Origin of the sequence: Mycobacterium rhizamassiliense, assembly GCF_900157375.1 — a bacterium.
Lineage (GTDB): Bacteria > Actinomycetota > Actinomycetes > Mycobacteriales > Mycobacteriaceae > Mycobacterium > Mycobacterium rhizamassiliense.
Window position 1 is genome coordinate 2,810,156 of record NZ_LT721901.1, and the last position, 23,820, is coordinate 2,833,975.

Below are 23,820 nucleotides of genomic sequence, written 5' to 3' on the forward strand. Positions count from 1 at the left end.
TATCACCGGACCATCACCAGTCCGCCGTCGATCGCCAGGACCTGTCCGGTCATGTAGGTGGCGTCGTCGGAGGCTAGGAAGACGTAGGTTCCGGCGATCTCCTCGGGTTCGGCCCACCGCTTCAACGGAATGCGTTGCAGGTAGTTGTCATTGAGCTTGTCGTTGTTGCGCAGCCCTTCGGTCATCGGGGTGGCGGCGGCGGGGGCGACGGCGTTGACGACGATGTTGTAGCTGGCGAGTTCGCGGGCGGCCGACCGCGTCATGCCCAGCAGCGCCGCCTTGGCCGACGAGTAGTTGATTTGTCCGATGGTGCCGTTGAGCCCGGCTGAGGAGGTTGTGAAGATGATGGAGCCCTTCTTGGCTTCTTGCATTCCCGGCACCACTGCCTGTAGCCAGTAGAAGGCTCCGTTGAGGTGGATGTCGAGGACTGTTGACCATTGCTCGTCGGTCATCTTCCACAGCATCGCCGGGCGGGTCAGGCCCGCGTTGCTCACCAGCACGTTGATGGGGCCCAGGTCGGCGGCGGCTCGTGCTGCCGCGTCGTTGACCGCCGCGCGCTGGGACACGTCACACGTGATCGCAGCCGCCGTGCCGCCTGCGGCGGTGATCTCCTCGGCCACGGCCTGCGCGGTGTCGGCGTTGATGTCGACGACGGCGACTCGTGCGCCTTCGGTGGCGTAGCGGATGGCGATCGCCCGGCCGAGTCCCTGGCCGGCGCCGGTCACGACGGCGACGCGACCGGCCAGTCGTGCGGTACTGGTCATGTGTTTCCTCCTGTAGGTGCGTGTGACGCTGACTGCGACGGGGTGCCGGAGTCGGGGCGGTACATGGCTTTGACGTCGCGCAGGCTCACCTTCAGCGACGGGGTGCGTGGCAGCCGCTCGACGATCCGGATGTCCACCGGGATGTGGTGTGCGGGAAGCCGTTGCCGCAGATGGGTTTTCAGCTCCTCGACGCCGGGGGCCGCAGCGGCGGCGTGGAGTTCGGCGGCGGCAAAGGGAATCTCGCCCAGACGCGGATCGGGCACCGCGACGACGGCCGCGTCTCGCACGGCGGGGTGGCACAAGAGTGCGTTGACGACGGTCTCGGGCAGAACCTTGAAACCACCGCGGTTGATCGCGCCGTCGGCGCGGCCGTGCACCGTGACAAAGCCGTCGGCGTCGATGGAGGCGAGGTCGGTGGTCCGGATCCAGTCCGGGCTGACCAACGTAACTCTGGCCTCGAGGAGGCCCTGCTGGCCGTCGGGCAGCTGCGCGCCGGTGGACACATCGACGACGCGAACCTCGGTGCCGGCGGTGGGCCGGCCCGATGCCGACGGTTTCGTGTGGCCGAATTCTTCGTACAGCGCCGGTGTCCACGCCACCACGGTGCCTGCGAATTCGGTGGCCCCGTAGGCCCACAGGACCGGAACGCCGTACGTGTTCTCGAACGACTGGCGGGTCTTCGGCTCCAACGGGCCAGACCCACCGAACAGAAACTTCAACGACGCCAGGTCGCCGCGTGGCACTTTCGCCTCGAGCACCATCCGCACCACGGCGGGCTGCACACCGACGTGGGGCATCTGGTACCGCTTGATCGCGCTGACCCAGTCATCGACCTGAAACTTCTCCAGCAGGACGAGCCGCTTGCCGCTGTGTATGGCGCCGACGAGCTGTGCGATCCCGCCGATCCCGGCGAACGGCCAGAACACGAGTTCCGGTGCAGCGTCGGCATTTCCAGGCGACAGCGTCATTGCGCTGAGCACCGCGCGCTGCAACACCGGGGTGGGTAGGTTGATGCGCTTCGGGGGGCCGGTGGTGCCGCTGGTCAGGACGCCGATCGCCGGCTGATCGGGCACTTGGGCGTATCGGCCCTCGCCACGGGTGGACAGTTCGGGCAGTAGCGCCACGTGTGGGGCTGCCGATTGGAGGGTGATGCCGATCGAACCGACCCGCGCCGCGGCCGCGATCACCGGCGCCGTCCAGTCGTCGCGGTCGGCGATGACGACCCCGGGCCGCAGCGCCTCGATGTCCGCCGCGATGGCGGCCGGGGACTGGAACGCGTAGATCTGGGAAAACGATCGCCGCCGCGCCAACAGGCCGACGATGGCGGCGGCGTGTTGCGGTCGATTCCGTACCACCAGTCCGATTTCGTCGCGCTCGCTGACGCCGGCCGCGCCGATGAGCGAGTCGACGCCGTCGACGTAGCCGGTGAGATCGTCGCCGCGCAACCACTTGCCGCCGAACTCGATGACGGGCGCTGACCCGTAGGCACGGACCCGGCGATGTAGCACGGCTGCAAGCTCTTCCGCGCTGTCGGCGGCCTCGGAATTGTGCCCGGCGCACATCAATGCGTCCGCGGACACGTCACTGCCGCACCCTCGGCCGCGGCGCTGAGCGGTCACCAGCACTGTTGTTCAGCACAATCCCTTCCCGTTCGCGAATGTCGCTGCCAAGTCAGAAGTAGAGGCGGGTGATGGATTCGGCGACGCAGACCGGTTTGTCGCCGCCCTCGCGCTCCACCGTGGCCAGCCACACCACCTGGACGCCGTCCGGCACGTCGTCCACGGCGGCGACACCGAGCCGAACACGCACCCGGGAATCGACCGGCAGGGGAGCGGGGAAGCGCACCTTGTTGAGACCGTAGTTGACCCCCATGCGCTTGTTGGCCACTTCGAAGACGTCGTTCATCAGCGGAGGAAGCAGCGCCAAGGTGAGGTATCCATGGGCGATCGGCGTCCCGAAGGGCCCCTCGGCGGCCTTTTTGGGGTCGACGTGGATCCACTGATGGTCGTCGGTGGCGTCGGCGAACAGGTTGATGCGGTCCTGATCAACTGCCTTCCAGCCGCTGACACCGATCTCCTGGCCGACCAGTGAGCGCAATTCGTCTGGGCCTTCTATCTTTCGCACGATCCATCCTTCGTTGAATTGGTGTGTGGTACCGAGGTCGCGGCGCCGGTGAAGTCATTGGACGCATGGTGCCTGGGGCGTGGCGGTGGGAACGTGCATCGGGCGCTGCCATCCCATAAATGAGTTGGAGGATTAAGATGTTCTACACGATCAGCGGTACCGCTCGCCAGTGCCGCAATGTCGACACCTAGGGCACGGCACGGGAGGGTGAAGCGATGACGGCAGCGTCCTTTGGCGCCGTCCGGGTTCCCAAGGCCGCCGAGTTGGTCGCCGCCAGTCTGCGCGGACAGATCATCACCGGTGAACTTCCCGCCGACGCGCTGCTGCCGGCCGAAGCCGTGTTGATGGAGCAGTTCGACGTCAGCCGCCCCACTCTGCGCGAAGCGTTCCGCATCCTGGAGTCCGAGGCGTTGATCGTCGTGCGGCGCGGCGCCTTGGGTGGCGCGCGCGTCAAACCCCCCGACGGCGTCATGGCAGCGCGGCATCTGGGATATCTGCTTCAATATCGCGGCACCACGATGGCCGATGTCTACCGTGCTCGTAGCGCGCTGGAACGGCCCTTGGGCGAGGCGGTCGCGCGAGACAAACGCCGCCAGAACGTATCCCGGCTCAGCCAGGCGATCGCCGAGGCGACACCGCACATCGCGAACCCGGCCGAGTACGCCCGCCACGACATCGACTTTCACCTGCTGGTCGCCGAACTCGCCGGCAACGAGACGGTCCGCACCACCGTCGAAGTCCTCTACTACCTCTTGCTGCCGGCACGGAACCGGTACGTCGAGGCGCTGGCGCCCGGTGAGCTGGGCGTCGAATACGGCGAAGTGCATCGCACGCACGCCTACTTCGTGACGCTGATCAAACGCCACGACACCGACGCCGCGATCGAACTGTGGAACAAGCACCTCGACGAGATCGAGCACCACTACACCGCCCGCCCGTTGGCCAAAACGGTGGTGGAGATGCTCGGCTGACCCGCCGGCGCACACGTCGAGGTTGACGGTCGTCGGGCGTGGGCTCATCCGATGATCTCTTGCACCACGTCGTAGCCCTCGGCGAGGACCAGATTGGTGAGCCGGACCAGCTCCCGGTCGGGATTGCCCAACAGATGTTGCGAGGCGGTCGCGCGTTTCAAATAGAGCTGCACCTCGTGCTCCCACGTCAAGGCGAGCCCACCATGGATTTGCATCGCGGTCCGGACCGCCTGCCAGTTTGCCTCGTGCGCGCAGACCGCGGCGACGGCCGCCGACACCGGGATCGCCTGCTGTGGCTGATCGAGGTGGTCGAACGCGGCCTCCACCGCGGCGGTGGCGGCCTGCACCGCCACGAACAGATCGGCGCAGCGGTGCTTGATCGCCTGAAAGGAGCCGATCGGCCGGCCGAACTGAACCCGCGTCTTGGCGTACTCGACCGACATGTCCAGCAGCCGTTGAGCCCCCCCGACCGCATCGGCGGCTATCGCCAAGCGGATGAGGTCCTGCAGCCGGGCTCGCAACGCCGCGGCGCCGTCGAGATCACCCAGCGCAACCGCCGGTGCCGCTCCGAAGGTGACGGCGGCCACCGGCCGGGTCACATCGATCGAGCGAAGCGTCTCGATGCGCACCCCGGCGTCGTGCCGGTCGACCACGAACACCCCAGGCCCAGTATCCGTTTCGGCGGCCACGATCAGCCAATCCGCCACATCGGCTTCCAACACGGCCGGTTCTGCTCCGGTCAGCCGCCAGGTGTGTCCGTCGCGTGTGGCGCGGGGCGCGGCGCCGTCCAACGGGCTCAGCGCCAGCGCCACCCGCGCCTGCCCCTGAACGATGCCCTTGAGCAGATCGGCGAAGTGTTCCTCGGCGCCGGCCCAGCGAATCGCCATCGGCGCCAGCACGGCGGTCGACAGATACGGGGCGGGCAGCAGACACCGGCCGGTCTCCATCAGGAAAATGGCCAACCCTGCCGCGCCGACGTCACCGCCGCCGTACTCCTCGGGCGTCGCCAGTCCGAACATCCCCAACTCCGCGAGGCGCCCGCAGAGGTTCGGGTCGTCGCGGCGACCCGATTCGGCCAGTTCCCGGGTCAGCGCCAACGGCGCGTGCTGCTGCAGGCCGTCGCGGACCCAGACCCGGAACTCCATCCGGTCGTCGTCGGTCAGCAAGGGCATCGGCCCTCCTCACAGTCAAAGCATCATATTAGTCCGCTATCCAATACATTAGTATTGTCTATATGATTATCGGCAACCGCCCGGGTGTGTACCGGTGACCGCGACAGGACCCACCGAGACACCCGGGTTCCGTGACGATGTCAGGGCGTTTCTTCAAGCCAACCTTCCCGCCGACTGGGCCGGCGCCGGCGCACTGCCCGGGCCGCAGCGCCGTGAGTTCGTCGACCGGTGGCGCCGCCTGTGCGCCCAAGCCGGAATGCTCGGCGTGACGTGGCCGGTGGCCTACGGCGGGCGGGGTCTGTCCAAACTGGACCACCTGGTGGTGGTCGAAGAGTTCTCCCGCGCCAGGGTGCCGGTCGGCAGCCCGGGTGACACGCTGTCGATGAAGCTGCTCGGGAACACGTTGGCGGCCTGGGGAACCCACGAGCAGAAGCTGCGGTTCCTGCCCCACATCATCAGCGGCGAGGACATCTGGTGTCAGGGCTACTCCGAGCCCGAGGCCGGCTCAGACCTGGCCGGTCTGCGGACCCGTGCCCGACGCGAGGGCGACCAGTGGCGCATCGATGGCCAGAAGATCTGGACCTCGAACGCGACGAACGCCAACTGGATGTTCCTGCTGGCCCGCACCGACGCGGACGCGCCGAAGTCCAAGGGCATCAGCATGCTGCTGATGCCGATGGACCAGCCCGGTGTCGAGGTCCGGCCGATCACGATGCTCAACGACACCAAAGACTTCTGCGAAGTGTTTCTCAGCGACGCCCGCACCGAGGCCGACCTAGTCGTCGGGGAGGTCAACAACGGCTGGGCGGTGGCCAATTCGCTGCTGAGCCACGAACGCGGCGAGGAAGCGGCGGTCAACCCGATCCTGTTCGCCCATGAACTCGAGCGCGTCTTCGCCCTGGCGAAGGAACGTGGCGCTGACCGGCAATCGGTTACCCGTGAGCGGCTCGGACGCGCCTATCTCGGCGTCGCGGTGATGAAAGCGCTGGGCGACAAGATCCTGGCGGCCTACATGCGCGACGGGTCGCTGGGGCCCGAGGCGTCCGTCGCCAAGCTTTACTGGAGCGAGTATCACCAGAGCACGACCCGGTTGGCCATCGACATCCTCGGCAGGGACGCCCTGGCGTGGGATGGTGACATGCCCATGCGCTGGTTCCGCGCCGACGACGCCGGCGCGCCGAACGATTCCAGCTCGTGGTTGTCGGTGCATCTGTGCAACGCGATGGCCGGCACCATCTACGCGGGCACGTCGGAGATTCAACGCAACATCATCGCCGAGCGCATCCTCGGACTGCCTCGCGAGGCGCGCGCAGTGTGAGCGCCGACCTAGGGGCGTAACGCCTCGGCCAGCACCATCGGGTTGTGAAATTCCGTCCACGACCTGATCAGGCCGCCGTCGAACTCGAACACCGCGATGTAGGTGTTCTGATAGGGCTTTCCGGTGTCGCGGGCCACGAAATCACCGTGATACCGGGCCACGACAGTCCTGCCGTCCGTGGCGGAAAACACCTCGTCGAGGTGCAGCGGGTGCGGATTGAACAGCTTGGCCACCCCCGCGAAGAGTTGCCGAACACCGCGCTTGCCGCCGACGTGGGACCAGAAGCCGGTGCGTTCATCCTGGAACGGCAACCGCACCTCGATCTCCTCGGACAACAGCGTCATCGCGGCGTCAAAGTCACCTGCCGAGAAGTGACGCAGCAGAGTCGCCACCGCGTCAGCGCGGCTCGTGTCGGCGGCGTGGTCCGCCATGATGGTCTCCTGGTGTCGAGGGGCACGGGGCGTCTGCAGCGTCGTGCCCGAGGTGGCCGGTGACACGGCGCCGGTGGCACCCGAGCGCAGTCCGTCGAGCACGACCCTAGCGGCATTTGACACGAACGCCAAGTACTTTTGACAGAAACGCCAAGTTCGATAAACACCGCTTGAACTGCACCGATATTGCGCCAAGGGGGCGACCTTGGGGATCGGCCTGATCGGGTCAGAGGCCGTCGTGGAGTACCATCATGCGACGATACGACGGCCTCACGAAACCGCGACGGGACTGTGGACCTACAGCACAACGACACCTCATTGAGTCCTCGCGCGCTGCAGACTCGGCACGCGATCCTGGAGGCGGCCCGAAGCCTGTTCCTGAGTCGCGGCTACGCCGGTACCCGCATCAACGACATCACCGATAAGTGCGGGATTTCCCGCGCCGGCTTCTACACCTATTTCAAGGACAAGGCCGAGGTGTTCGCCGCACTGGGTCAGGACGCCTACCACGACGCCCAGAGCGTGGTCAGGGGATGGGAGACGCTCGGCGCTCATCCGACGCTGGACGAGGTGAAGTCATGGGTGGGCGCCTACTTCGCCTACATGGACGTTCACGGTGCGTTCGTCCTGTCGTCGAGCAGTTGGTCCTCCAGCAGCGATGCATTCCGGGAGGGCGCGCGTCGGATGGAGATGCACGTGGCCGCCCCGCTGGGGCTCGCGTTGCAGACGCGCCAATCTGCGCCGACTCCGTCAACGGAAACGCTGGGGCTGGCGGTGTTGGCCCTGCTGGACCGCGCGTGGTACTTCGTGCGACCGGAAGGCCTGCCGGTGGAGGACGACGACATGGTCACGACCGTCGCCTCCATGATCATGGCCGTCCTCACCGAGCCCTCACCCGCAACTCAAACAACGCAACGTGACGAGAAGACGCCGCGTGCACACCGGATCGACACCGCCCCGGCGGCCCCGCCCATTGGCACGACCACCCCGCCGCGACGGGTATCGGCCCCCCTCTCGCGCCCCGGCGGTGATGTGGGAATGACCATGGGCGACATCGTCATCGACAACGCCGAACGCTTCCCCGACGTCGCCGCCTACCGCCTCGGATCCCGGTTCATCAGCCATCTCCAGTTGCGCGACCGCGGCGTGAAGCTGGCGTCGGCGATGGCCCAGAGCGGACTGCGCCGCCAAGACCGCATCGCCGTGCTCGGCCGAAACAGCATCGAATACGGCCAGTTGTTCGCGGCCACCCAGCTCAGCGGAATCATGATGGCAACGATCAACTTTCGGCTCTCCCCGCTCGAAGTCCTCGACGCCCTGCGCAGGGTCACGCCGTCCATCGTGTTCTGCGACGACGAATTCGCCTCCACCGTCAGCGAGCTCGCGCCCCAGCTGAGCGGGGTCCGGCAGTTGGTCTGCCTCGGCATTTCCCCTCCGCCGGGAATGCTGCGATTCGATGCCTTCATCGCCCGGGGCGTTGACGATGAGCTGCCGTTTGCCGCCCGACCCGACGACATCGGCTGCCTGTTGTTCACCAGCGGCACCACGGGTCCCTCGAAGTGCTGCATGCTCGGACATCGCGAACTGCGGCGGATCGCCTTCGCGGCCAACGTCGAGATGCGCACCGGCTCCGACGACCGCGGACTGATCAACATGCCGATGTTCCACTTCGGCGCCTTGGCCATCATCAGCGCCCTGCACGCCCGCGGCGGCACCGCGGTCCTGCAACGACACTTCGACACCGCAGAAGCCCTCCGGTTGGTCACGAACGAACGCGTCACCCTGCTGCATCTGGCACCGGTGATGCTCCAGGCGCTGCTGGACGAACCCGGCGCCCGCGAGGCCCTCGACGCTGTGCACACCGTCGTCTATTCCGCCGCGCCGATCTCGCCGCCCACCCTGCGTCAAGCGCTGGCGACCATGCCCAACGCCGGGTTCCTCAACCTCTACGGGCAAACCGAGGCCATCGTGTCCGGACTGCCACGGGAACTGCATTCGCTCGACACCCCCAAGGCGACACACCGGCTGGGATCGGTCGGATTCCCCTTTCCCGGTGTGTCGATACGCATCGTCGACGACGACGGACTCGACGTCCCCACCGGGCAGCCGGGCGAGATCCTCGTCCAGTCGGACTCACTGTTCCGCGGCTACTGGAACGATCAGCCCGCCACGTTGGCCACGTTGGACGACGGCTGGTGTCACACCGGCGACGTCGGGCGCATCGACGAGCATGGGCTGCTGTATCTGGTCGACCGGAAGAAGGACGTCATCATCAGCGGCGGGGAAAACGTGTACTCCCCAGAGGTCGAGCACGCGCTGCGCGGCCTCCACGAGGTCGTGGACTGCGCGGTGGTCGGAACGCCGGATCCCCGGTGGGGTGAAGCCGTCACCGCGGTCGTCGTGCTGCGCCCCGGCGCACAACTGACCCTGGATCGCGTCCAGGAGTTCCTGCGCGACACGCTCGCCCGGTACAAAGTGCCGCGCCGCCTGGCCATCGTCGACAACCTGCCCACCCTGCCCAGCGGGAAGATCGACAAGAAGCGCATTCGCGAGACTGTCGCCCACTCGTAGGACCGTCCGCCGATTAGAGCGCCACGCGAGGTGTCCCGCGCGGCGATCAGTGCGTGTCTCTGCGCCGGTCTCGCGGTCCGTCGGAGGCGCCCCACCTCCTGACTGTCGGAGCCTGGCTCGTTCAAAACTGACGACGCAGTGCCAAAGCCTCGTTACGTGCGAGCGGTTTCGCGGTGTGGATGTATGTGTTTCAGCCTGCTGCCGAGCGCCGCTATTATCGCCGTGCTCAGCCGATAGCGTTGTATGGCAACAGGACTACGAACTGCTACCACGGTGTGCTCGGACAGTTCGGCCAGCTTGATCTGGTCGGAAACCCACGCGACCCCATGTTCCTGCGAGCACACACTACTGACACCTCACTGTCATATAGAATCCCGCTTGCGCCGTCTACCTCGGGGCGCGTGGGAAAGGTCGGCGCACGGTACACCTGCGCACCACACTCACCGAACCGTGACCGCACTCGAACACGGACCGTGCGTCGCCGCCGCGTCGCTGGAACACGAAGACAGGGGCACAGATGGGACTGCTCGACACCAAGATCGCACTGATCACCGGCGCCGCACGAGGACAAGGCCGCAGTCATGCGGTATCGATGGCCGAGCAGGGCGCCGACATCATCGCGGTCGACCGCGCCGAAGACATGGATTCCATCCCCTATCCATTGGCCAGCCGCGACGATCTCGAGCACACCGCGCAACTCGTCCGCGATCTGGGCCGGCGCATCCACACATCGGTGGTCGACGTACGCCAGCTGGCCGACCTGCGAGCGGCTGTTGACTCCGGAGCCGGCGAACTCGGCGACATCGACATCGTGGTCGCCAATGCCGGCGTGGTGGCCACGGGCAAGACCGATCCCGCCGACCAGGGGCTCTACCGCGACATCGTGGAGACGAACCTGTTCGGAGTCTGGAACACCCTCGTGGCCTCGGTGCCCTCGATGATTCGGAAGGGACGCGGCGGCTCAATCATCCTAACCAGTTCGACGCAGGGACTGGTGGGCCGAGGTGGCGACGGCAGCGCGGCAGCCTTCGCCTACGCCGCGTCCAAACATGGAGTTGTCGGCCTGATGCGGGTGGCGGCCACGTCCTACGCTGAGCACAGCATTCGGGTCAACACCGTGCACCCGACCGGGGTCTTCACCCCCATGGTGGTCAACGAGCACATGGCGCAGGTGTTTACCGAGCATCCGTCGGCATCGAAGCTGGCCACCAACCTGCTACCGGTCCCGTTCGTCGAGGCCCAGGACGTCACCAATGCCGTGGTGTGGCTGGCCAGCGACCACGCCCGCTACATCACCGGGGTATGCCTGCCCGTCGACGCCGGATACACCGCCATGTAGCAGCGACGTGCACCCAGTGCGAGTACCCGATCTGCGGGATGGGTCGTCGGCGCCTGTATCTTCACGGCTCGGTGTGTTGATTCTTCGGGCGGTTGTACGGCGGGCGCCACGATAGGTGTTCGGCCGATGTAGAACTGCGGCGAGAACGTCGCGGTTACAGCTGCTCAACTAGGCTTGCCGGTCACGTCGTTGGGGCAACGTTTGATCCGGTGTCGCTGGGTCGGTACCACACGTTTCGTTGTGTTCGATGGGGGCGACGGCTGGGGCGAGTGCCCCGCTGCAGCGCAGGGGTCACCCGCTGTCGGCGGTGGACACGCGCGCCTGTAGTTCGGCGCGCAGAATCTTGCCGGTGCTACTGCGCGGCAGCTCCGCCAGGACGGTGATCTCACGCGGCACCTTATAATTCGCCAGCGCGTCACGGACGTGCTGCTTGAGCACATCCGAGCTGGCCGTAGCGGATTCGGCCAACACCACGAATGCGACCAAATGCTGCCCGTAACGCTCGTCATCAACACCGATGACCGAGACCTCGTCAACGGCGGGGTGCGTCGCCAGCACTCGCTCCACCTCGATCGGATAGACGTTCTCTCCTCCGGAGACGATCATCTCGTCGTCGCGCCCCACGACGAACAACAGGCCTGCCTCGTCGAGGTAGCCGACGTCCCCGGAGGACATGAATCCTTGATGGAAGTCCTTGGTCGCCCCCGAGGTGTAGCCGTCGAACTGTGTGGAGTTGCGGACGTAGATGCCGCCCACCTCACCGGGCGCCAGTTCGGTGAAATCGGAGTCCAGGATCCGGATTTCGGTGCCCTCGGCAGGTCTACCGGCGGTGTCAGGTGCTGCGCGCAGATCCGCCGGGGTGGCGGTGGCGATCATGCCGGCTTCGGTGGCGTTGTAGTTGTTGTAGATGACATCGCCGAACTGGTCCATGAAGGCGATCACCACATCCGGCCGCATCCGCGAACCGGACGTGGCGGCGAACCGCAGGGACCGGCCACTGTAGCGGGTGCGGACATCGTCTGGCAGCTCCATGATCCGGTCGAACATCACCGGAACCACGGCCAGCCCGGTGGCGCGGTACCGGTCGATGAGGTCCAGCGTGACTTCTGGATCGAACTTGCGTCGCGTGACCACGGTGCACGCCATCATCGCCGAGAGCACCAACTGCCCGAAACCCCACGCGTGGAACATCGGCGCCGCCACGACGTTCGTCTCCTCAGCCCGCCACGGCGTCCGGTTCAGGATCGCCTCGACGTCGCGGAGGCCGCCACCGGAATGTCTTGCGCCCTTGGGGGTTCCCGTCGTCCCGGAGGTCAGCAGAATCAGCTTGCCGGTGCGCATCGGTGGCCAGGGCCGCTGCCCGCGATGGGCGGCAATCATCTTCTCGACCGTCACCTGGTGGCTGTCGGGATCATCAGTCCAGGCGATGATGCGTCGGGCATCGGGCCGCTCAGCCAACGCCCGGTCCACCGTCGGGGTGAACTCCTCGTCGTAGACCACGGTGTCGACGCGTTCGCGGTTGACCACCTCGGCCAGGGCCGGCCCGGCGAACGACGTGTTGCACAGCAGCACGTTCGCGCCGACCCGGTTGGCGGCGACCAAAGCCTCGACAAAGCCACGATGATTGCGGGCCATGATGCCGATCGTCTTGGGTGGACCGCCGCCTTGTGCCTGCACGGCGGCGGCGAACGCGTCGCAGCGCTGGTCGAGTTGTCTCCAGGTCAATGCGCCCAGTTCGTCGATCAGACCCGGCCGCTGCGGGCATCGCACCGCGGCGATCGCGAAGCCAGTCGTCGCCGACATTCCCTCTCGCCGGATCACGGAGAGGATCCGGACGTACTTGTCCGGGCGCAGCACCGTCAGCAGCCTTGCGCGGACAAAGGTGGTGATCAGACCATACATGTCAGTCACGAGGCGGCGCCGATAACAGTCGCACCGTGTCAGTGAAGCAGCCGCAGCACTCAGCGCACAGCAAAGCCGGCATCGAGGGGCCAGGCCGTTCCGGTGATGAACTTGGCTTCATCCGAGACGAGGAAGGCCACCGCATTCGCCACGTCTTCCGGCATGAGCACTGGGATCGGCAACACGTTCTGCATCGCCTCCATCGCGACGTCCCCGGACTCGAGTAGTTTGCCCATCGCCTCGTTCATGACCATGCCGGTGGCCACCCCGGTGGGGTGGATGGTGTTCACGCGGATGGAATGTTTCCCCAGGTCGTTGGCCCATACCTGCATCAGTCCGACGAGGCCGCGCTTGGCAGCCGAGTAGGCCTGGCCGCCGGTCCGGTCGGTGCCGGTGGCTTTGAGGCCGGCACTGGAGCTGGTGATGACGATCGACCCGCCGCGCCCGCCCTCGATCACGGTCGGGATCGCGGCATGCACGGTGTTCCACACCCCGATCAGGTTGACGTCGACGATGTCACGGAACACCTGGCGGTCGTCGCCGCCACCGCCGAGCCGGATGATGCCGGCGTTGGCGATCACGATGTCCAGCCGCCCGAATTCAGCGAGGCCATCGGCCAGGACCGCATCCACGGCGTCGCCGTCGCGGACATCGGCCTGACGCGCCACGATGCGCCGGCCCGAACCCTCGACCAGCTTGACCGTCTCGTCCAAATCGGACCGAGTGGCGTTGGGATAGTCCATCGACGCGATATCAGCACAGATGTCCAACGCGATGATGTCGGCGCCGTCGGCGGCCAACCGCACCGCGTGGGCACGTCCTTGCCCCCGCGCGGCGCCGGTGATGAAGGCGACTCGACCGTCTAATGCACCCATATCTCAACTCTCTTTGCCGTTGTGCCGCGTGATCTGGCCCCGCCGGGCATGACGTCCGCACGAAAGCTTTACCCGGGGCGGGCATCAGTGCGCTGCCAGACACCTTGACGAACTCGTGGACATCTGCTGCAGCCCGCACTGCCGGATCAGACAGTATGACAGTCGTATGCCATAGGTCAAGACAGTTGCTTTTGGGAGGCACCGGCCAAATCACGCGGGCGCCCCGGCGAGCTTGGCAATGCCGAGCACGATCCCTCGACGACCCCACTGGGATCTTCGACCCAAGGTAGTTTACCTAGTTCAGGATACGGTTCAGTAGGTCACCCCGTGACCGCGTGCACGGGTGAGCATCGTGCACCCACGGCGTGCATCAATCCGGATCCTTGCGCGGCCCAGTGCTACAAATATGGCAGTTACCTGTCAGCTGTTGCGACGTTATGACGGACTACCGAAGGGCCGCCGACAGTGCCGCGAACTCATGCCGGACGAGGTCGTCGACCGTGTGGTCGGGGACTGATAGCCAGCGCTTGATCGCACGGTCGAGCAGCAGCAACCCGACCCTGGCGAGTACCTCCGCCGCGGCATCGGGGGTAGGCAGGCCGCGGCGCTCTGCGACCGCCATCGCCACGATCTGGGCTTTGGCATCCTGGTCATGGCGTTCCTGACCGCGCAGGACCAGAGAGTTGGCGACCGCTTTTTGGTAGAGCGAGACGCGGCGGCGGATCCGTCCTAGGCCAAGTGCCAGCGACGCAAACGCCTCGGTCATGGCATCGATGTCGGAGACCGACTTCGGCTGGGCGAGGTAAACCGCCCGGAACCCTTGGATGAAGTCGTACGCTCCGAAGAACAGAATGGACTGCTTGGTGGGGAAGTAGCGGAAGAACGTCCGAGTGGACACGCCGGCCGCCTTCGCGATCTCGTCGGTGGTTGTTGCGTCGTATCCGTGCGCGCTGAAGAGGTCGAGCGCGACGTCGACCAGCGTGGTATGCACCCGATGGGCGTGATCGCCGCGGGGCGAGCGTTCGCCGCGCACCATTCCTGCACCTTTCCCCGAGCCTCGTGCCGGTACGGGTGACAGCAGCCCCGACGGTTCCCCCGACCACCGTCACGCCCTGTGCCACTCAAGCAGTATGGCAGTAGACTGTCATACCCCTCAACCTTGAGCGGTGATACACGCATCACACCGGCCTAGAACCCGTGCCGGCGGCGGCACCGAGGGTCATCGCGCAGTGCGGCGGGTGCCGGACAAGGACATCGCGGACGTGCTGTGGCGGAAGGAGGCGCCATGAGCAGCCCCGCCTAAACGGTCCAGATATCCGAATAAGACTTGTATACAGAGATATTCAGCGCGTCAATGCAATCAACCCTGGGTGGCGCGCGGATAGGCGCGCCACCCGTGTCCGGGCATCCAGGCGCGTATCGCATGCCCGCGCGAATCGCGATCCGCGCGACGAACGTGGCGCGAGCCGGTATCGATCGGGCACCAGCCAACCACTGAGCATTGACTATGACAGTTGCCTGCCATATTCTCGCTTGCGCACCAGTCGTCGAAATCCTTGGCCCGAAAGGCGTGTCCGTGGCGGAGAGCCTGTTCCTTGTCTTGAGCAACCCCATCGAGGGTCAAGACGCCGCATTCAATGCGTGGTACGACTCCACGCACGTACCCGAGGTTCTCGACGTTCCCGGTGTCGTCGCCGCACAGCGTTATGACCTGTCCGAGATCAAGGTGCCCGACGACGAGGACCTCCCCGCACAGCTGCCGCCCCCGACGCACCGCTACTTGGTGGTCTACGAACTCGACCGCGAGCCCGACGCGGTGATGGCGGAGTTCCTCAAGCGGGTCATGGCGGGCACGTTGACGCTGGGTGAGACCTTGGACCTGAGCACCGTGTCGCTGACCGGGTGGACCCCGCGCGGCGAACGCCGGGTAGCGACATGAAAGGCGCGGCCGCGTTCAGCGCAACGGGCGTGAGGGCGACATCCGCTCGGACCCGCGCCGACGACGTCCCCCTGTTCGTCCTAACGAGTGAGGTTGCACCATGCCCTTGGCGTTAACCGAAGACCACGGCGCGCTCGCCGACGTCGCCAAATCGCTGGTCGGCGGTCGTGGCGGAACCGCAGCTGCCCGCCGCATCCTGCTCGATCCGGACGAGAGCGGGCGCTGGTGGCAGAACGACGGCCTGTGGAAGGAGGTCGTCTCCACGGGCTGGCTCGGTTTGCACATCGACGAACGCTACGGTGGTCAGGGCTTCGGACTGCCCGAGTTGGCCATCGTTGTCGAGCAACTCGGTCGCGCCGCGATCGCCGGGCCGTTCCTGCCGACGGTGGCCGTCTCGGCGGTCATCGCCGAGGTCGGCACCGAGGAGCAACGGCAACGCTGGCTTCCGCGGCTGGTGTCAGGCGACGTCGTAGCCGCGATCGGCTCCACGAGTGACGCCACCCTGCGCGGATCGGCGGCCGTTGCCGACGCAGTCGCCACGCTGGGGGAGCAGCACGCCGATCTTTTCCTTGTCCCGATCGGGGACGATCTGGTGCTCGTCGAGGCGGGCGACGCGGTGAGCACAACACGCAGCGACTCCGTCGATCAGGTGATGCGTCCGATCACCGTGGTCAACCTGGCGTCGGCGCCGGTGGCGGACAGCTTCCCTGGGGCGGCCCGCGCCGCCGCCCGGACGGTGCGCCTGCTGGCCGCGGCCGAGGCCACTGGCGGTCTCACCGCGTGCACCGAGATGGCCAGCGTCTATGCGGCCACCCGTGAACAGTTCGGCCGTCCGATCGGGTCCTTCCAGTCCATCAAACATCACTGCGCCAACATGTTGGTGGACACCGAGCTCGCCGTGGCCGCCACCTGGGATGCGGCCCGCGCCACGGCGTCGGAAGCCGAGCTGGCCGTGACGATGGCGGCCGGGCACGTGTTGCCCGCCTACCAACGGGTGGCGCTGAAGAACATTCAGATCCATGGCGGCATCGGCTATACCTGGGAACACGACGCCCACCTCTACGTCCGGCGCGCAACGGTCTTGCTGGCGTTCGCCGGCGGCGAGGACGCGCTCCACGATGACGTGGCGGCCCTGCAGATCGGTGGTGCACGCCAAGGCGCGGCGTTGGACCTACCACCGGAAGCCGAACAGTACCGCCAAGCTGTGCGCGACTTCCGCGCACAGCTCGGCCAGACGGAACCCGCCGAGCAGCAGAAGCTGTGGGCCCGCACCGGATATCTGGTGCCGCACTGGCCGAAACCGTACGGCCGCGCCGCCGGATCCGTCGAGCAGCTGATCATCGAGCAGGAGCTCGACGGCGTCGAGCGCCCCAGCCTGGGTCTCGGCGAGTGGATGGTGCCCACGGTGCTGCAGCACGGCAGCCCCGAACAGATCGACCGGTTCATGTGGCCCAGCCTTGAGGGTGAGCTGCGGTGGTGCCAGCTGTTCAGTGAACCGGGTGCCGGCTCGGATGCGGCCGCGGTCTCCACCAAAGCTGTCCGCACCGACGGCGGCTGGATCCTCACCGGGCAGAAGGTGTGGACCAGCGATGCGGTGAACTGCCAGCTCGGGTTGGCCACGGTGCGCACCGACACGAATGTGCCCAAGCACAAGGGCATTACGGCGATGATCATCGACATGTCCGCACCCGGTGTACAGATCCGGCCGTTGCGGGAGATCACTGGCGAAGCCCTGTTCAACGAGGTGTTCTTCGACGAGGTGTTCGTCGCCGACGACGACGTGGTGGGTGAAGTCAACAACGGCTGGCGGGTGGCCATGGCGGCCCTGGGCAACGAGCGCGTCTCCATCGGTGGCGGTTCGGTGACCATGGTCGCCGAGGACCTGCTCGATCTGCTGGCTCGTCACCGCGGCAACGATCACCGGCTGGTCGGCGAGGTCGGGGCGCTGCTCATCGAGGCCTACGCCCTGGCGACCGTGAACTTACGTCAAGCTGCCCGCGCGGTCTTCGAATCCGGACCCGGTATCGAAGGCAACATCGCCAAGCTGTTCGGCGCCGAGCACGCCCAGCGCGTCGCCGAACTGGCGCTGCGCATCGCCGGGCCCGCCCTGCTCACCGGACCCGACAACGGCAGAGAGACCGTCGGCGACGACCCGCTGGGCCGGAAAGCCGCCGGAACGGTGGTGCACGACTACCTGTTCAGCCGCTGTCTGACCATCGCTGGCGGCACCGCCGAAGTCCTTAGGAATCTGATCGCCGAACGAATCCTGGGCCTGCCCAGGGACCCCGCACCGGCCACCAAGTAGCACGATGACTGGAGAAATGAAATGACCTGTGCCGTCATCGGAATCGGCCGCACCACCTACTCGAAGAACTCCGGCCGCACCACCCGCGGCATGGCCGTCGCCGCGTGCCGCGACGCCATCGACGACGCCGGGCTGACACCTGCCGACATCGACGGGATCTGCACCTTCATGGCCAACGACTCCGAACAGCCGATCTTCGTCGGATGGGCACTCGGCATCGACGAATTGGCCTGGGCCAACGCCATGTACGGCGGTGGGAACCTGGTGGCCGACCAGATCGCCACCGCCGCAGCGGTCATCGAGGCAGGCATCTGCCAGGCGGTGTTGGTGTACCGCTCGCTCAACGGCCGCTCCGGACACCGCTTCGGGCACATCGAGGGGCCGATGCAGGTGCCGCACCACGACCAGTTCGATACCGCGTCGGGGTTCATGGTGCCACCGCAGTGGTTTGCCATGTGGGCGCGCCGGCACCAACACGAATACGGTTCCACCGCAGAGGATCTGGGGCAGATCGCGATCACCCAGCGCAAGCATGCCGGGCCCAACGAGCACGCACTGCGCCGCGAACCTCTGACCATGGACGGCTATCTGGCGGCACGCTGGATCAACGAACCGTTTCGGGTGCTGGACTGCACCTCGGAGGTCGACGGCGCGGTGGCCATCCTGATCACCGGTGAGGACATCGCCCGTAATAGCAAACAGCCCCCGATGTGGTTGGTCGGGTCGTCTAACTCGCAGGGTGGCGCAGGGTGGACCGAGTGGAGCGATCCCACCGAGATGTACTCGCGCACGGCCGGTCCGAAGATCTGGGCGAAAACCGGCCTGACGCCGGCGGATATGGATCTGGCCTGCATGTACGACTGCTTCACCTACACCGTGATGGCCACCATGGAGGGCTTCGGCTTTTGCGAGAAGGGCGAGGTGGGCAAGTTCTTCTCTACCGGCCGCGCGACCTACGGCGGTGACGTGGTAGTCAACCCGCACGGGGGCCTGTTGTCCGAGGGCTACATCCACGGCCTCAACCACCACTACGAAGCCGCACTGCAGCTGCGCCACGCGGCCGGTGTGCGCCAGGTCGACAACGCCCAACTCGCTCTCGTCACCGCCGGCGGCGGCCCGTTCGGCGGCGCCAACGTCTATAGCAGGGAGAAGCCATGACATCACCATCCGCGACATCGCCACCGGCCACCAATCCCATGCTCCTGCCGCCGATTCCGGTACCCGACCCGGATACGGCCCCGTACTGGGAAGCCCTGAAGCACGGCAAGCTGATGCTGTGCCGCTGCGACGACACCGGCAAGTGGATTCACCCCCCGCTGGAACGCAGCCGATACACCGGCGGCCCAGTGCACTTCGAAGAAGTCAGCGGCCGGGGCACCATCTTCAGCTACATCGTGATACGCCAAGCGCTGGTGCCGGGCCGCATCCCGCCCTACGTCGTGGGCCTCATCGAACTCGACGAACAGCCCGGCCTGCGCATCAACGCAGTCATCGACGCCGACCCTGCCGACGTCCGGATCGGCCAACCAGTGCAGGCCCGCATCGTCGACCTCGGAGACAGTGGTTACCGCATCCCCGAATTCACCATCCGGCTCGCGAACGACGGGAACCCGCCAGCATGACCAACATCAGCGCCGACGCCAATTTCGACGTCGACGATCTACCGTTCACCCAGGACAGAACACTGGCCTGGCAGCAGCTCCGCCAGCACGGCGACGTCGTGCAAGGTCGCCAGCAGGTGGTGCTGACCAGCGCTGCGGCCGTCGATTTCGTGGCGAAACGACCCGAACTCTTCTCCTCAGCCCGAGCGTTCGACCGCCTCGGCAGTCCCGTCCCGATGGTCCCGATCGCCATCGACCCACCCGATCACACCCGATTCCGGCGGCTGTTGGACCCGTTCTTCAGTCCCCGAAGGATGGCCGAACGCGAACCCGAGCTCCGCAGGCAGGCAGGCGAGCTGATCGACGCCATCAAGGAACGGGGGGAGTGCGAGTTCCTCGCCGACGTCGCCGTCCCGTTCCCGTCTCAGGTCTTCCTCACACTGTTCGGGTTGCCCTTGGAAGACCGCGACCGGCTGCTGCAATGGAAGGACTCGATCCTGGAGTTCACCGACCCCGCCAGCGGCGAGCCGACACCAGAGGTTTTAACGCTTGCCCTCGAGCTCTACACCTACCTCAGCGAGCACATCGCGGCGCGTCGCGCCAACCCCGCGGGTGACGACCTGCTCTCCCAGCTCACCGCACTCGACGACGAAGGCGGCCTGACCGACCCCGAGATCATCGGCCTGTGCTTCCTGTTCGTCCTTGCCGGCCTCGACACCGTCACGTCCGCTCTGGGTTTCTGCTTTGCGCGGCTGGCCGCCGACGCGGAACTGCGACACACACTTACCGCCGACTACTCCCTGATCCCGTACTTCATCGAAGAGCAGCTGCGGGTCGACAGCCCGGTGCCGTTCGCGCCGCGCGTAGCCACCGAGGACCTCGAAGTGGCGGGCCGTCCGGTGGCCAAGGACACCGACATCCTGATCAGTCTGGGCTGCGCGAACCGCGACCCCGAGCAATATTCAGATCCCGACACCGTGCACCTTGACAAGCGGCCACCCCATTTCGCGTTCGGACGGGGCCCGCACCGTTGCTTGGGGTCTCACCTGGCCCGCCTCGAGCTGCGCCTGATTCTCGAGGAATGGCACAACCGCATCGCCGACTACGCGCTCGCCGAGGGCGCCCAGCCGGCCGTGCCGTGGCCACACGCCACCATGGGGTTGGATGCCGTTCCGATTGTCTTCCCGCCCAGCTGATTTCGACACGACCGGAGATTCTCCGTGAGCGAATTGCCCACCATGCAGCCGACCGGATGGTTCCAGGTCGGCTGGAGTTCTGACCTCGGGGTCGGCGCGGTGAAGCCACAGCGCTATTTCGGGACTAATCTGGTCGCCTTCCGTGACCTGGACGGCGTCATTCACATCCTCGATGCGCACTGTCAGCACCTCGGGGCCAACCTGTCCTTCGGCGGCTGTGTAGTCGAGGACGGCATCCAGTGCCCGTTCCACGGCTGGGTCTGGGACGGGAACGGCCGCAACGTCCGCATCCCCTATGAGCAGCGGCCCAACCGGGGTCGCCGCGTGCGGGCGTGGCCGGTGGCCGAAATCAACGAGTGCATCTACCTCTGGCACGACGTGGCACGCCGTGATCCGCTCTGGCAGGTACCCGAGGCGTTCGAGGCCCTGGGAACGCACATCAGCAGTCGGCGATACCGAACCGTGGGTGATGGCGAACGCGCCTTGTTTCCGGGCGTCCACGTGCACCCGCAGATCGTCGCGGAGAACGGAGTCGACCCGCACCACTTCCAGTTCGTCCACCGCACCCCGATCAGCCCCGTCGTGCTCACCGAGGACGTCACCGAAGCGGCCTGGCACGCCAAGGTCGGGTTCGGGCGACGATGGGCCGACGGCGTCGACCGGCCCGGCGACACCCACAACACCATCGAGATCCGCTGGTCGGGAATCGGGGTCAGCTTCAACGGGGAGCAGACCGCCGACGGCGTGCGGGTCATCGCGATCTGCACGACGCCCGTCGATGACACCACGTCCGACATCTTCGCGACGTACTGGATCTCTGAGGGGGAGAACTACGACGAACGGCTCCGCGTGGCCAAAATGGCGCTGCCCGACGACATCATGATCTGGGATCACCAGCAGTACCTGGACAAACCCGGGCTGGCGCCGACCGAGGCCGCGGGCTTTCAGCGGCTGCGCCACTGGGCGCGCGGCTTCTATCCGAAACCTGACGTACTCGCCGCCAACAAATAGACCCGCAAGAAAAAACTGAATGCATTCCCCTGTGTTCTAGACACCCCGACAAAGGAGGCACCCGTGCCGCTGCAGCCCTGGATGGAATTGATCTCCGTCGACGATCACCTGATTGAGCACCCGAAGGTGTGGAGTGATCGACTGCCCACCAAATACTTGGAGGCGGGTCCCAAGATCATCGAGTGGGAGCGCCCCGACACCGGCGCGATGTGTCAGGTCTGGGAGTACGAGGGCCGGATCTACCCCTACATCGGGCTTAACGCGGTCGCGGGCAAGAAACCCGAGGAGTACGGCATCGAACCGGTGCGCTACGACGACATGATCCCCGGTTGCTATGACCCCAAGGCCCGGGTCGCCGACATGGACATCGACGGCGTGCAAGCGATGACCTGTTTCCCGTCATTCCCGCGGTTCGCGGGCGCGGTGTTCCACGAGGGCGAGGACAAAGAGTTAGCACGGCTGTGCTCGGCAGCGTGGAACGACTTCCACCTCGACGAGTGGGCCGCCACCGCACCCGACCGGTTCGTCGCGGTTGCGATGCTGCCGTTCTGGGACGTCGAGGCCAGCGTCAAGGAAATCCACCGCGTCGCGGCCAAGGGCGCCAAGTGCGTTACCTTCCCCGACCTGCCCGACAAGCTGGGATTGCCGTCAGTGCATTCCGATCACTGGGACCCGCTGCTCTCGGCGATGGAGGACACCGGCCTGGTGCTGGCTCAGCACTTCGGTTCCGGTGGCTTCCCACCGCCGATTGCTCCGGACGCACCGTTCGCCGTGTTCGTCACGCTGATGGGCACCATGTCGATGACCGCACTGACCGACTGGTTGTTCAGCCACACGCTCTACCGGCATCCCCAGCTGAAGATCGGCTTGAGTGAGGGCGGCGTCGGGTGGATTCCCTACATCTTGGAGCGCGCCGACAGCGTGTGGCGCAAACACCGCTTCTACAACAACGTCAACCAGGACCATCCGCCGAGCTACCTATGGAAGAAGCACTTCCACGGCTGCTTCATCGAGGACGATTTCGGCATGGAGATCCGCCACCACATCGGCGTCGACCAGATCACCTGGGAATGCGACTACCCACACTCGGATTCGTTCTGGCCGCAGAGCCGCGCCCGGGCCGCGCAGGCCCTCAAGGACGTGCCCGACGACGAAGCCCACAAGATCGTCGAGCTCAATGCCCGGGAGTTCTACAACTTTCCGCGGGCGGCGTGACCTCCGCCGGCGACGACGTGGAGCGGGTTGAGCAGCTTCCTCGGTCGGACTGGACCGACCAGGATCTCCTGACCAAGGACGAGGCCCGCGAGCGCCTCGTCGGGGAGATCGGTCGCACCCGGGCTCGGCTCAACGAAGTGAAGGCTAGCTCGGGCGATCCTGCCCAGATCGACGCAGAGATCATCCTGCTGGCCCGTCGCCTCAACGCGATGGAGTCAGTCCGCGACGAATACAACGACTACCTCGACGGCTAGTTAGTCCGTCCGGAGCCAAGGAGTAGGTAATGGTGATGGTGCAGCAATTCGAAGGTGCCTCGGCGATCGTCAGCGGCGGCGCCGGCGGTCTGGGCGAGGCGACGGTTCGCCGGCTGCACGCCGACGGGCTGGGTGTGGTGATTGCCGATCTCGCCACCGACAAGGGCAAGGCGTTGGCTGACGAGTTGGGCAGCCGGGCCGCGTTCGTGAGCACTGACGTGACGAGCGAGGACAGCATCCTGGGCGCCGTCGAGCAGGCCAACCAGCTCGGCCAGCTGCGCTACGCGGTCGTCGCGCACGGCGGTTTCGGTGTCGCCCAACGGATCGTACAGCGTGATGGGAGCCCCGCCGACTTCAGTGGCTTCACGAAGACGATCGACCTCTACCTCAACGGCACCTATAACGTGGCCCGGTTGGTAGCCGCCTCGATCGCCGCGGCCGAACCCCGGGAAAGTGGTGAACGGGGCGCGCTGGTGCTGACCGCATCGATCGCGGGCTACGAGGGCCAGATCGGGCAGACCGCCTATGCTGCGGCCAAGGCCGGAGTCATCGGGTTGACCATCGCGGCCGCCAGGGATCTGAGTTCGGTGGGCATCCGGGTCAACACCATCGCGCCGGGAACGATGAAGACTCCGATCATGGAATCGGTCGGCGAAGAGGCCATCGCCAAGTTCACTGCGAACGTGCCATTCCCGAAGCGGCTCGGATCCCCCGCGGAATTCGCCGATGCGGCCACGTTTCTGCTGATCAACGGTTACGTCAACGGCGAGGTCTTGCGGCTCGACGGCGCGCAGCGCTTCACCCCGAAGTAGTACGCCGGCGCCACCCGCGA

21 protein-coding genes and 1 pseudogene are annotated in these 23,820 nt (G+C 66.2%); 14 read left to right on the forward strand and 8 right to left on the reverse strand.

Going from position 1 to position 23,820, the window contains the following annotated elements:
* Positions 1-2: 2 nt before the first annotated feature.
* From MRAB57_RS13855 to MRAB57_RS13865, 3 genes are all read right to left on the reverse strand, one after another.
* Positions 3-764: an SDR family NAD(P)-dependent oxidoreductase gene (locus MRAB57_RS13855; protein WP_077079505.1), complete on the reverse strand. Its 762-nt coding sequence runs from the start codon at positions 762-764 to the stop codon at positions 3-5.
* Positions 761-2,344, reverse strand: coding sequence for a class I adenylate-forming enzyme family protein (locus tag MRAB57_RS13860; RefSeq protein ID WP_245835916.1), 1,584 nt, complete (start codon positions 2,342-2,344; stop codon positions 761-763). Before MRAB57_RS13860 ends, MRAB57_RS13855 begins: the two co-directional genes overlap by 4 nt.
* 91 nt (positions 2,345-2,435) lie before the next feature.
* Complete coding sequence (locus MRAB57_RS13865) at positions 2,436-2,888, reverse strand: MaoC family dehydratase (protein WP_077079506.1); 453 nt, start codon at positions 2,886-2,888, stop codon at positions 2,436-2,438.
* Positions 2,889-3,103: 215 nt separating this feature from the next.
* Between MRAB57_RS13865 and MRAB57_RS13870 the strand changes: the two genes are divergently transcribed.
* On the forward strand, positions 3,104-3,859 hold the full coding sequence (locus tag MRAB57_RS13870; RefSeq protein ID WP_077079507.1) for a FadR/GntR family transcriptional regulator: 756 nt from the start codon (positions 3,104-3,106) through the stop codon (positions 3,857-3,859).
* Between the two features lie 44 nt (positions 3,860-3,903).
* Here MRAB57_RS13870 and MRAB57_RS13875 read toward each other — a convergent pair whose 3' ends face one another.
* Positions 3,904-5,031, reverse strand: a complete 1,128-nt coding sequence (locus MRAB57_RS13875) for an acyl-CoA dehydrogenase family protein (RefSeq protein ID WP_077079508.1) — start codon at positions 5,029-5,031, stop codon at positions 3,904-3,906.
* Between the two features lie 94 nt (positions 5,032-5,125).
* On the opposite strand from MRAB57_RS13875, the gene MRAB57_RS13880 reads away from it, so the two are divergent.
* The gene (locus MRAB57_RS13880; protein ID WP_077087947.1) at positions 5,126-6,349 is read left to right on the forward strand and encodes an acyl-CoA dehydrogenase family protein; all 1,224 of its coding nucleotides are present in this window, start codon (positions 5,126-5,128) and stop codon (positions 6,347-6,349) included.
* 8 nt (positions 6,350-6,357) lie between these two features.
* Here the strand turns inward: MRAB57_RS13880 and MRAB57_RS13885 are convergent, their stop codons facing one another.
* Complete coding sequence (locus MRAB57_RS13885) at positions 6,358-6,903, reverse strand: nuclear transport factor 2 family protein (RefSeq protein WP_131829130.1); 546 nt, start codon at positions 6,901-6,903, stop codon at positions 6,358-6,360.
* A gap of 168 nt (positions 6,904-7,071) precedes the next feature.
* Between MRAB57_RS13885 and MRAB57_RS29630 the strand changes: the two are divergent.
* From MRAB57_RS29630 to MRAB57_RS13895, 3 genes and pseudogenes are all read left to right on the forward strand, one after another.
* Positions 7,072-7,260: pseudogene (locus MRAB57_RS29630) on the forward strand (TetR/AcrR family transcriptional regulator); the annotation flags it as partial.
* A gap of 558 nt (positions 7,261-7,818) precedes the next feature.
* Positions 7,819-9,351 carry a class I adenylate-forming enzyme family protein gene (locus tag MRAB57_RS28590; protein ID WP_077082020.1) on the forward strand — a complete coding sequence of 511 codons (1,533 nt, stop codon included), beginning with the start codon at positions 7,819-7,821 and terminating at the stop codon, positions 9,349-9,351.
* A gap of 517 nt (positions 9,352-9,868) precedes the next feature.
* Positions 9,869-10,690, forward strand: coding sequence for a mycofactocin-coupled SDR family oxidoreductase (locus MRAB57_RS13895; RefSeq protein ID WP_077079511.1), 822 nt, complete (start codon positions 9,869-9,871; stop codon positions 10,688-10,690).
* Positions 10,691-10,981: 291 nt separating this feature from the next.
* On the opposite strand, the gene fadD12 is transcribed toward MRAB57_RS13895, so the two are convergent.
* The 3 genes from fadD12 to MRAB57_RS13910 all read right to left on the reverse strand — a co-directional run bounded on the left by fadD12 (position 10,982) and on the right by MRAB57_RS13910 (position 14,503).
* A complete protein-coding gene (gene fadD12, locus MRAB57_RS13900) occupies positions 10,982-12,592 on the reverse strand; it encodes an acyl-CoA ligase FadD12 (RefSeq protein ID WP_077087948.1) in 1,611 nt (536 codons plus the stop codon).
* 59 nt (positions 12,593-12,651) lie between these two features.
* Positions 12,652-13,467, reverse strand: coding sequence for a mycofactocin-coupled SDR family oxidoreductase (locus MRAB57_RS13905; RefSeq protein ID WP_077079513.1), 816 nt, complete (start codon positions 13,465-13,467; stop codon positions 12,652-12,654).
* A 445-nt stretch (positions 13,468-13,912) separates the two neighbouring features.
* Positions 13,913-14,503: a TetR family transcriptional regulator gene (locus MRAB57_RS13910; RefSeq protein WP_077079514.1), complete on the reverse strand. Its 591-nt coding sequence runs from the start codon at positions 14,501-14,503 to the stop codon at positions 13,913-13,915.
* A gap of 540 nt (positions 14,504-15,043) precedes the next feature.
* On the opposite strand from MRAB57_RS13910, the gene MRAB57_RS13915 reads away from it, so the two are divergent.
* From MRAB57_RS13915 to MRAB57_RS13955, 9 genes are all read left to right on the forward strand, one after another.
* Positions 15,044-15,406 carry a DUF4286 family protein gene (locus tag MRAB57_RS13915; protein ID WP_077082021.1) on the forward strand — a complete coding sequence of 121 codons (363 nt, stop codon included), beginning with the start codon at positions 15,044-15,046 and terminating at the stop codon, positions 15,404-15,406.
* 100 nt (positions 15,407-15,506) lie between these two features.
* Complete coding sequence (locus tag MRAB57_RS13920; protein ID WP_077079515.1) at positions 15,507-17,711, forward strand: acyl-CoA dehydrogenase family protein; 2,205 nt, start codon at positions 15,507-15,509, stop codon at positions 17,709-17,711.
* A 21-nt stretch (positions 17,712-17,732) separates the two neighbouring features.
* Entirely contained in the window at positions 17,733-18,869 is a 1,137-nt protein-coding gene (locus tag MRAB57_RS13925) for a thiolase C-terminal domain-containing protein (RefSeq protein ID WP_077079516.1), read from the forward strand.
* Positions 18,866-19,333: a Zn-ribbon domain-containing OB-fold protein gene (locus MRAB57_RS13930; protein ID WP_077079517.1), complete on the forward strand. Its 468-nt coding sequence runs from the start codon at positions 18,866-18,868 to the stop codon at positions 19,331-19,333. Before MRAB57_RS13925 ends, MRAB57_RS13930 begins: the two co-directional genes overlap by 4 nt.
* Positions 19,330-20,508, forward strand: coding sequence for a cytochrome P450 (locus tag MRAB57_RS13935; RefSeq protein ID WP_077079518.1), 1,179 nt, complete (start codon positions 19,330-19,332; stop codon positions 20,506-20,508). Before MRAB57_RS13930 ends, MRAB57_RS13935 begins: the two co-directional genes overlap by 4 nt.
* Positions 20,509-20,532: 24 nt before the next feature.
* Positions 20,533-21,519 (forward strand): Rieske 2Fe-2S domain-containing protein, encoded by a 987-nt coding sequence (locus MRAB57_RS13940; protein WP_245830321.1) that lies wholly within the window; start codon positions 20,533-20,535, stop codon positions 21,517-21,519.
* Between the two features lie 63 nt (positions 21,520-21,582).
* A complete protein-coding gene (locus tag MRAB57_RS13945; protein ID WP_216823742.1) occupies positions 21,583-22,734 on the forward strand; it encodes an amidohydrolase family protein in 1,152 nt (383 codons plus the stop codon).
* The gene (locus MRAB57_RS13950; protein ID WP_083743408.1) at positions 22,731-22,988 is read left to right on the forward strand and encodes a hypothetical protein; all 258 of its coding nucleotides are present in this window, start codon (positions 22,731-22,733) and stop codon (positions 22,986-22,988) included. The genes MRAB57_RS13945 and MRAB57_RS13950 overlap by 4 nt, the downstream gene beginning before the upstream one ends.
* Positions 22,989-23,023: 35 nt before the next feature.
* Positions 23,024-23,800 carry an SDR family oxidoreductase gene (locus tag MRAB57_RS13955; RefSeq protein WP_425436538.1) on the forward strand — a complete coding sequence of 259 codons (777 nt, stop codon included), beginning with the start codon at positions 23,024-23,026 and terminating at the stop codon, positions 23,798-23,800.
* The last annotated feature ends 20 nt before the right edge of the window (positions 23,801-23,820 follow it).

Excerpts from the sequence above, each read along its gene's own strand:
- MRAB57_RS13925 (WP_077079516.1), top strand. The coding sequence starts at position 17,733 with ATGACCTGTGCCGTCATCGGAATCGGCCGCACCACCTACTCGAAGAAC.
- MRAB57_RS13920 (WP_077079515.1), top strand. The coding sequence starts at position 15,507 with ATGCCCTTGGCGTTAACCGAAGACCACGGCGCGCTCGCCGACGTCGCC.
- MRAB57_RS13955 (WP_425436538.1), top strand. The coding sequence starts at position 23,024 with ATGGTGCAGCAATTCGAAGGTGCCTCGGCGATCGTCAGCGGCGGCGCC.
- MRAB57_RS13935 (WP_077079518.1), top strand. The coding sequence starts at position 19,330 with ATGACCAACATCAGCGCCGACGCCAATTTCGACGTCGACGATCTACCG.
- MRAB57_RS13910 (WP_077079514.1), bottom strand. The coding sequence starts at position 14,503 with ATGGTGCGCGGCGAACGCTCGCCCCGCGGCGATCACGCCCATCGGGTG.
- MRAB57_RS28590 (WP_077082020.1), top strand. The coding sequence starts at position 7,819 with ATGACCATGGGCGACATCGTCATCGACAACGCCGAACGCTTCCCCGAC.
- MRAB57_RS13870 (WP_077079507.1), top strand. The coding sequence starts at position 3,104 with ATGACGGCAGCGTCCTTTGGCGCCGTCCGGGTTCCCAAGGCCGCCGAG.
- MRAB57_RS13855 (WP_077079505.1), bottom strand. The coding sequence starts at position 764 with ATGACCAGTACCGCACGACTGGCCGGTCGCGTCGCCGTCGTGACCGGC.
- MRAB57_RS13895 (WP_077079511.1), top strand. The coding sequence starts at position 9,869 with ATGGGACTGCTCGACACCAAGATCGCACTGATCACCGGCGCCGCACGA.
- MRAB57_RS13930 (WP_077079517.1), top strand. The coding sequence starts at position 18,866 with ATGACATCACCATCCGCGACATCGCCACCGGCCACCAATCCCATGCTC.
- MRAB57_RS13875 (WP_077079508.1), bottom strand. The coding sequence starts at position 5,031 with ATGCCCTTGCTGACCGACGACGACCGGATGGAGTTCCGGGTCTGGGTC.
- MRAB57_RS13905 (WP_077079513.1), bottom strand. The coding sequence starts at position 13,467 with ATGGGTGCATTAGACGGTCGAGTCGCCTTCATCACCGGCGCCGCGCGG.
- fadD12 (WP_077087948.1), bottom strand. The coding sequence starts at position 12,592 with ATGTATGGTCTGATCACCACCTTTGTCCGCGCAAGGCTGCTGACGGTG.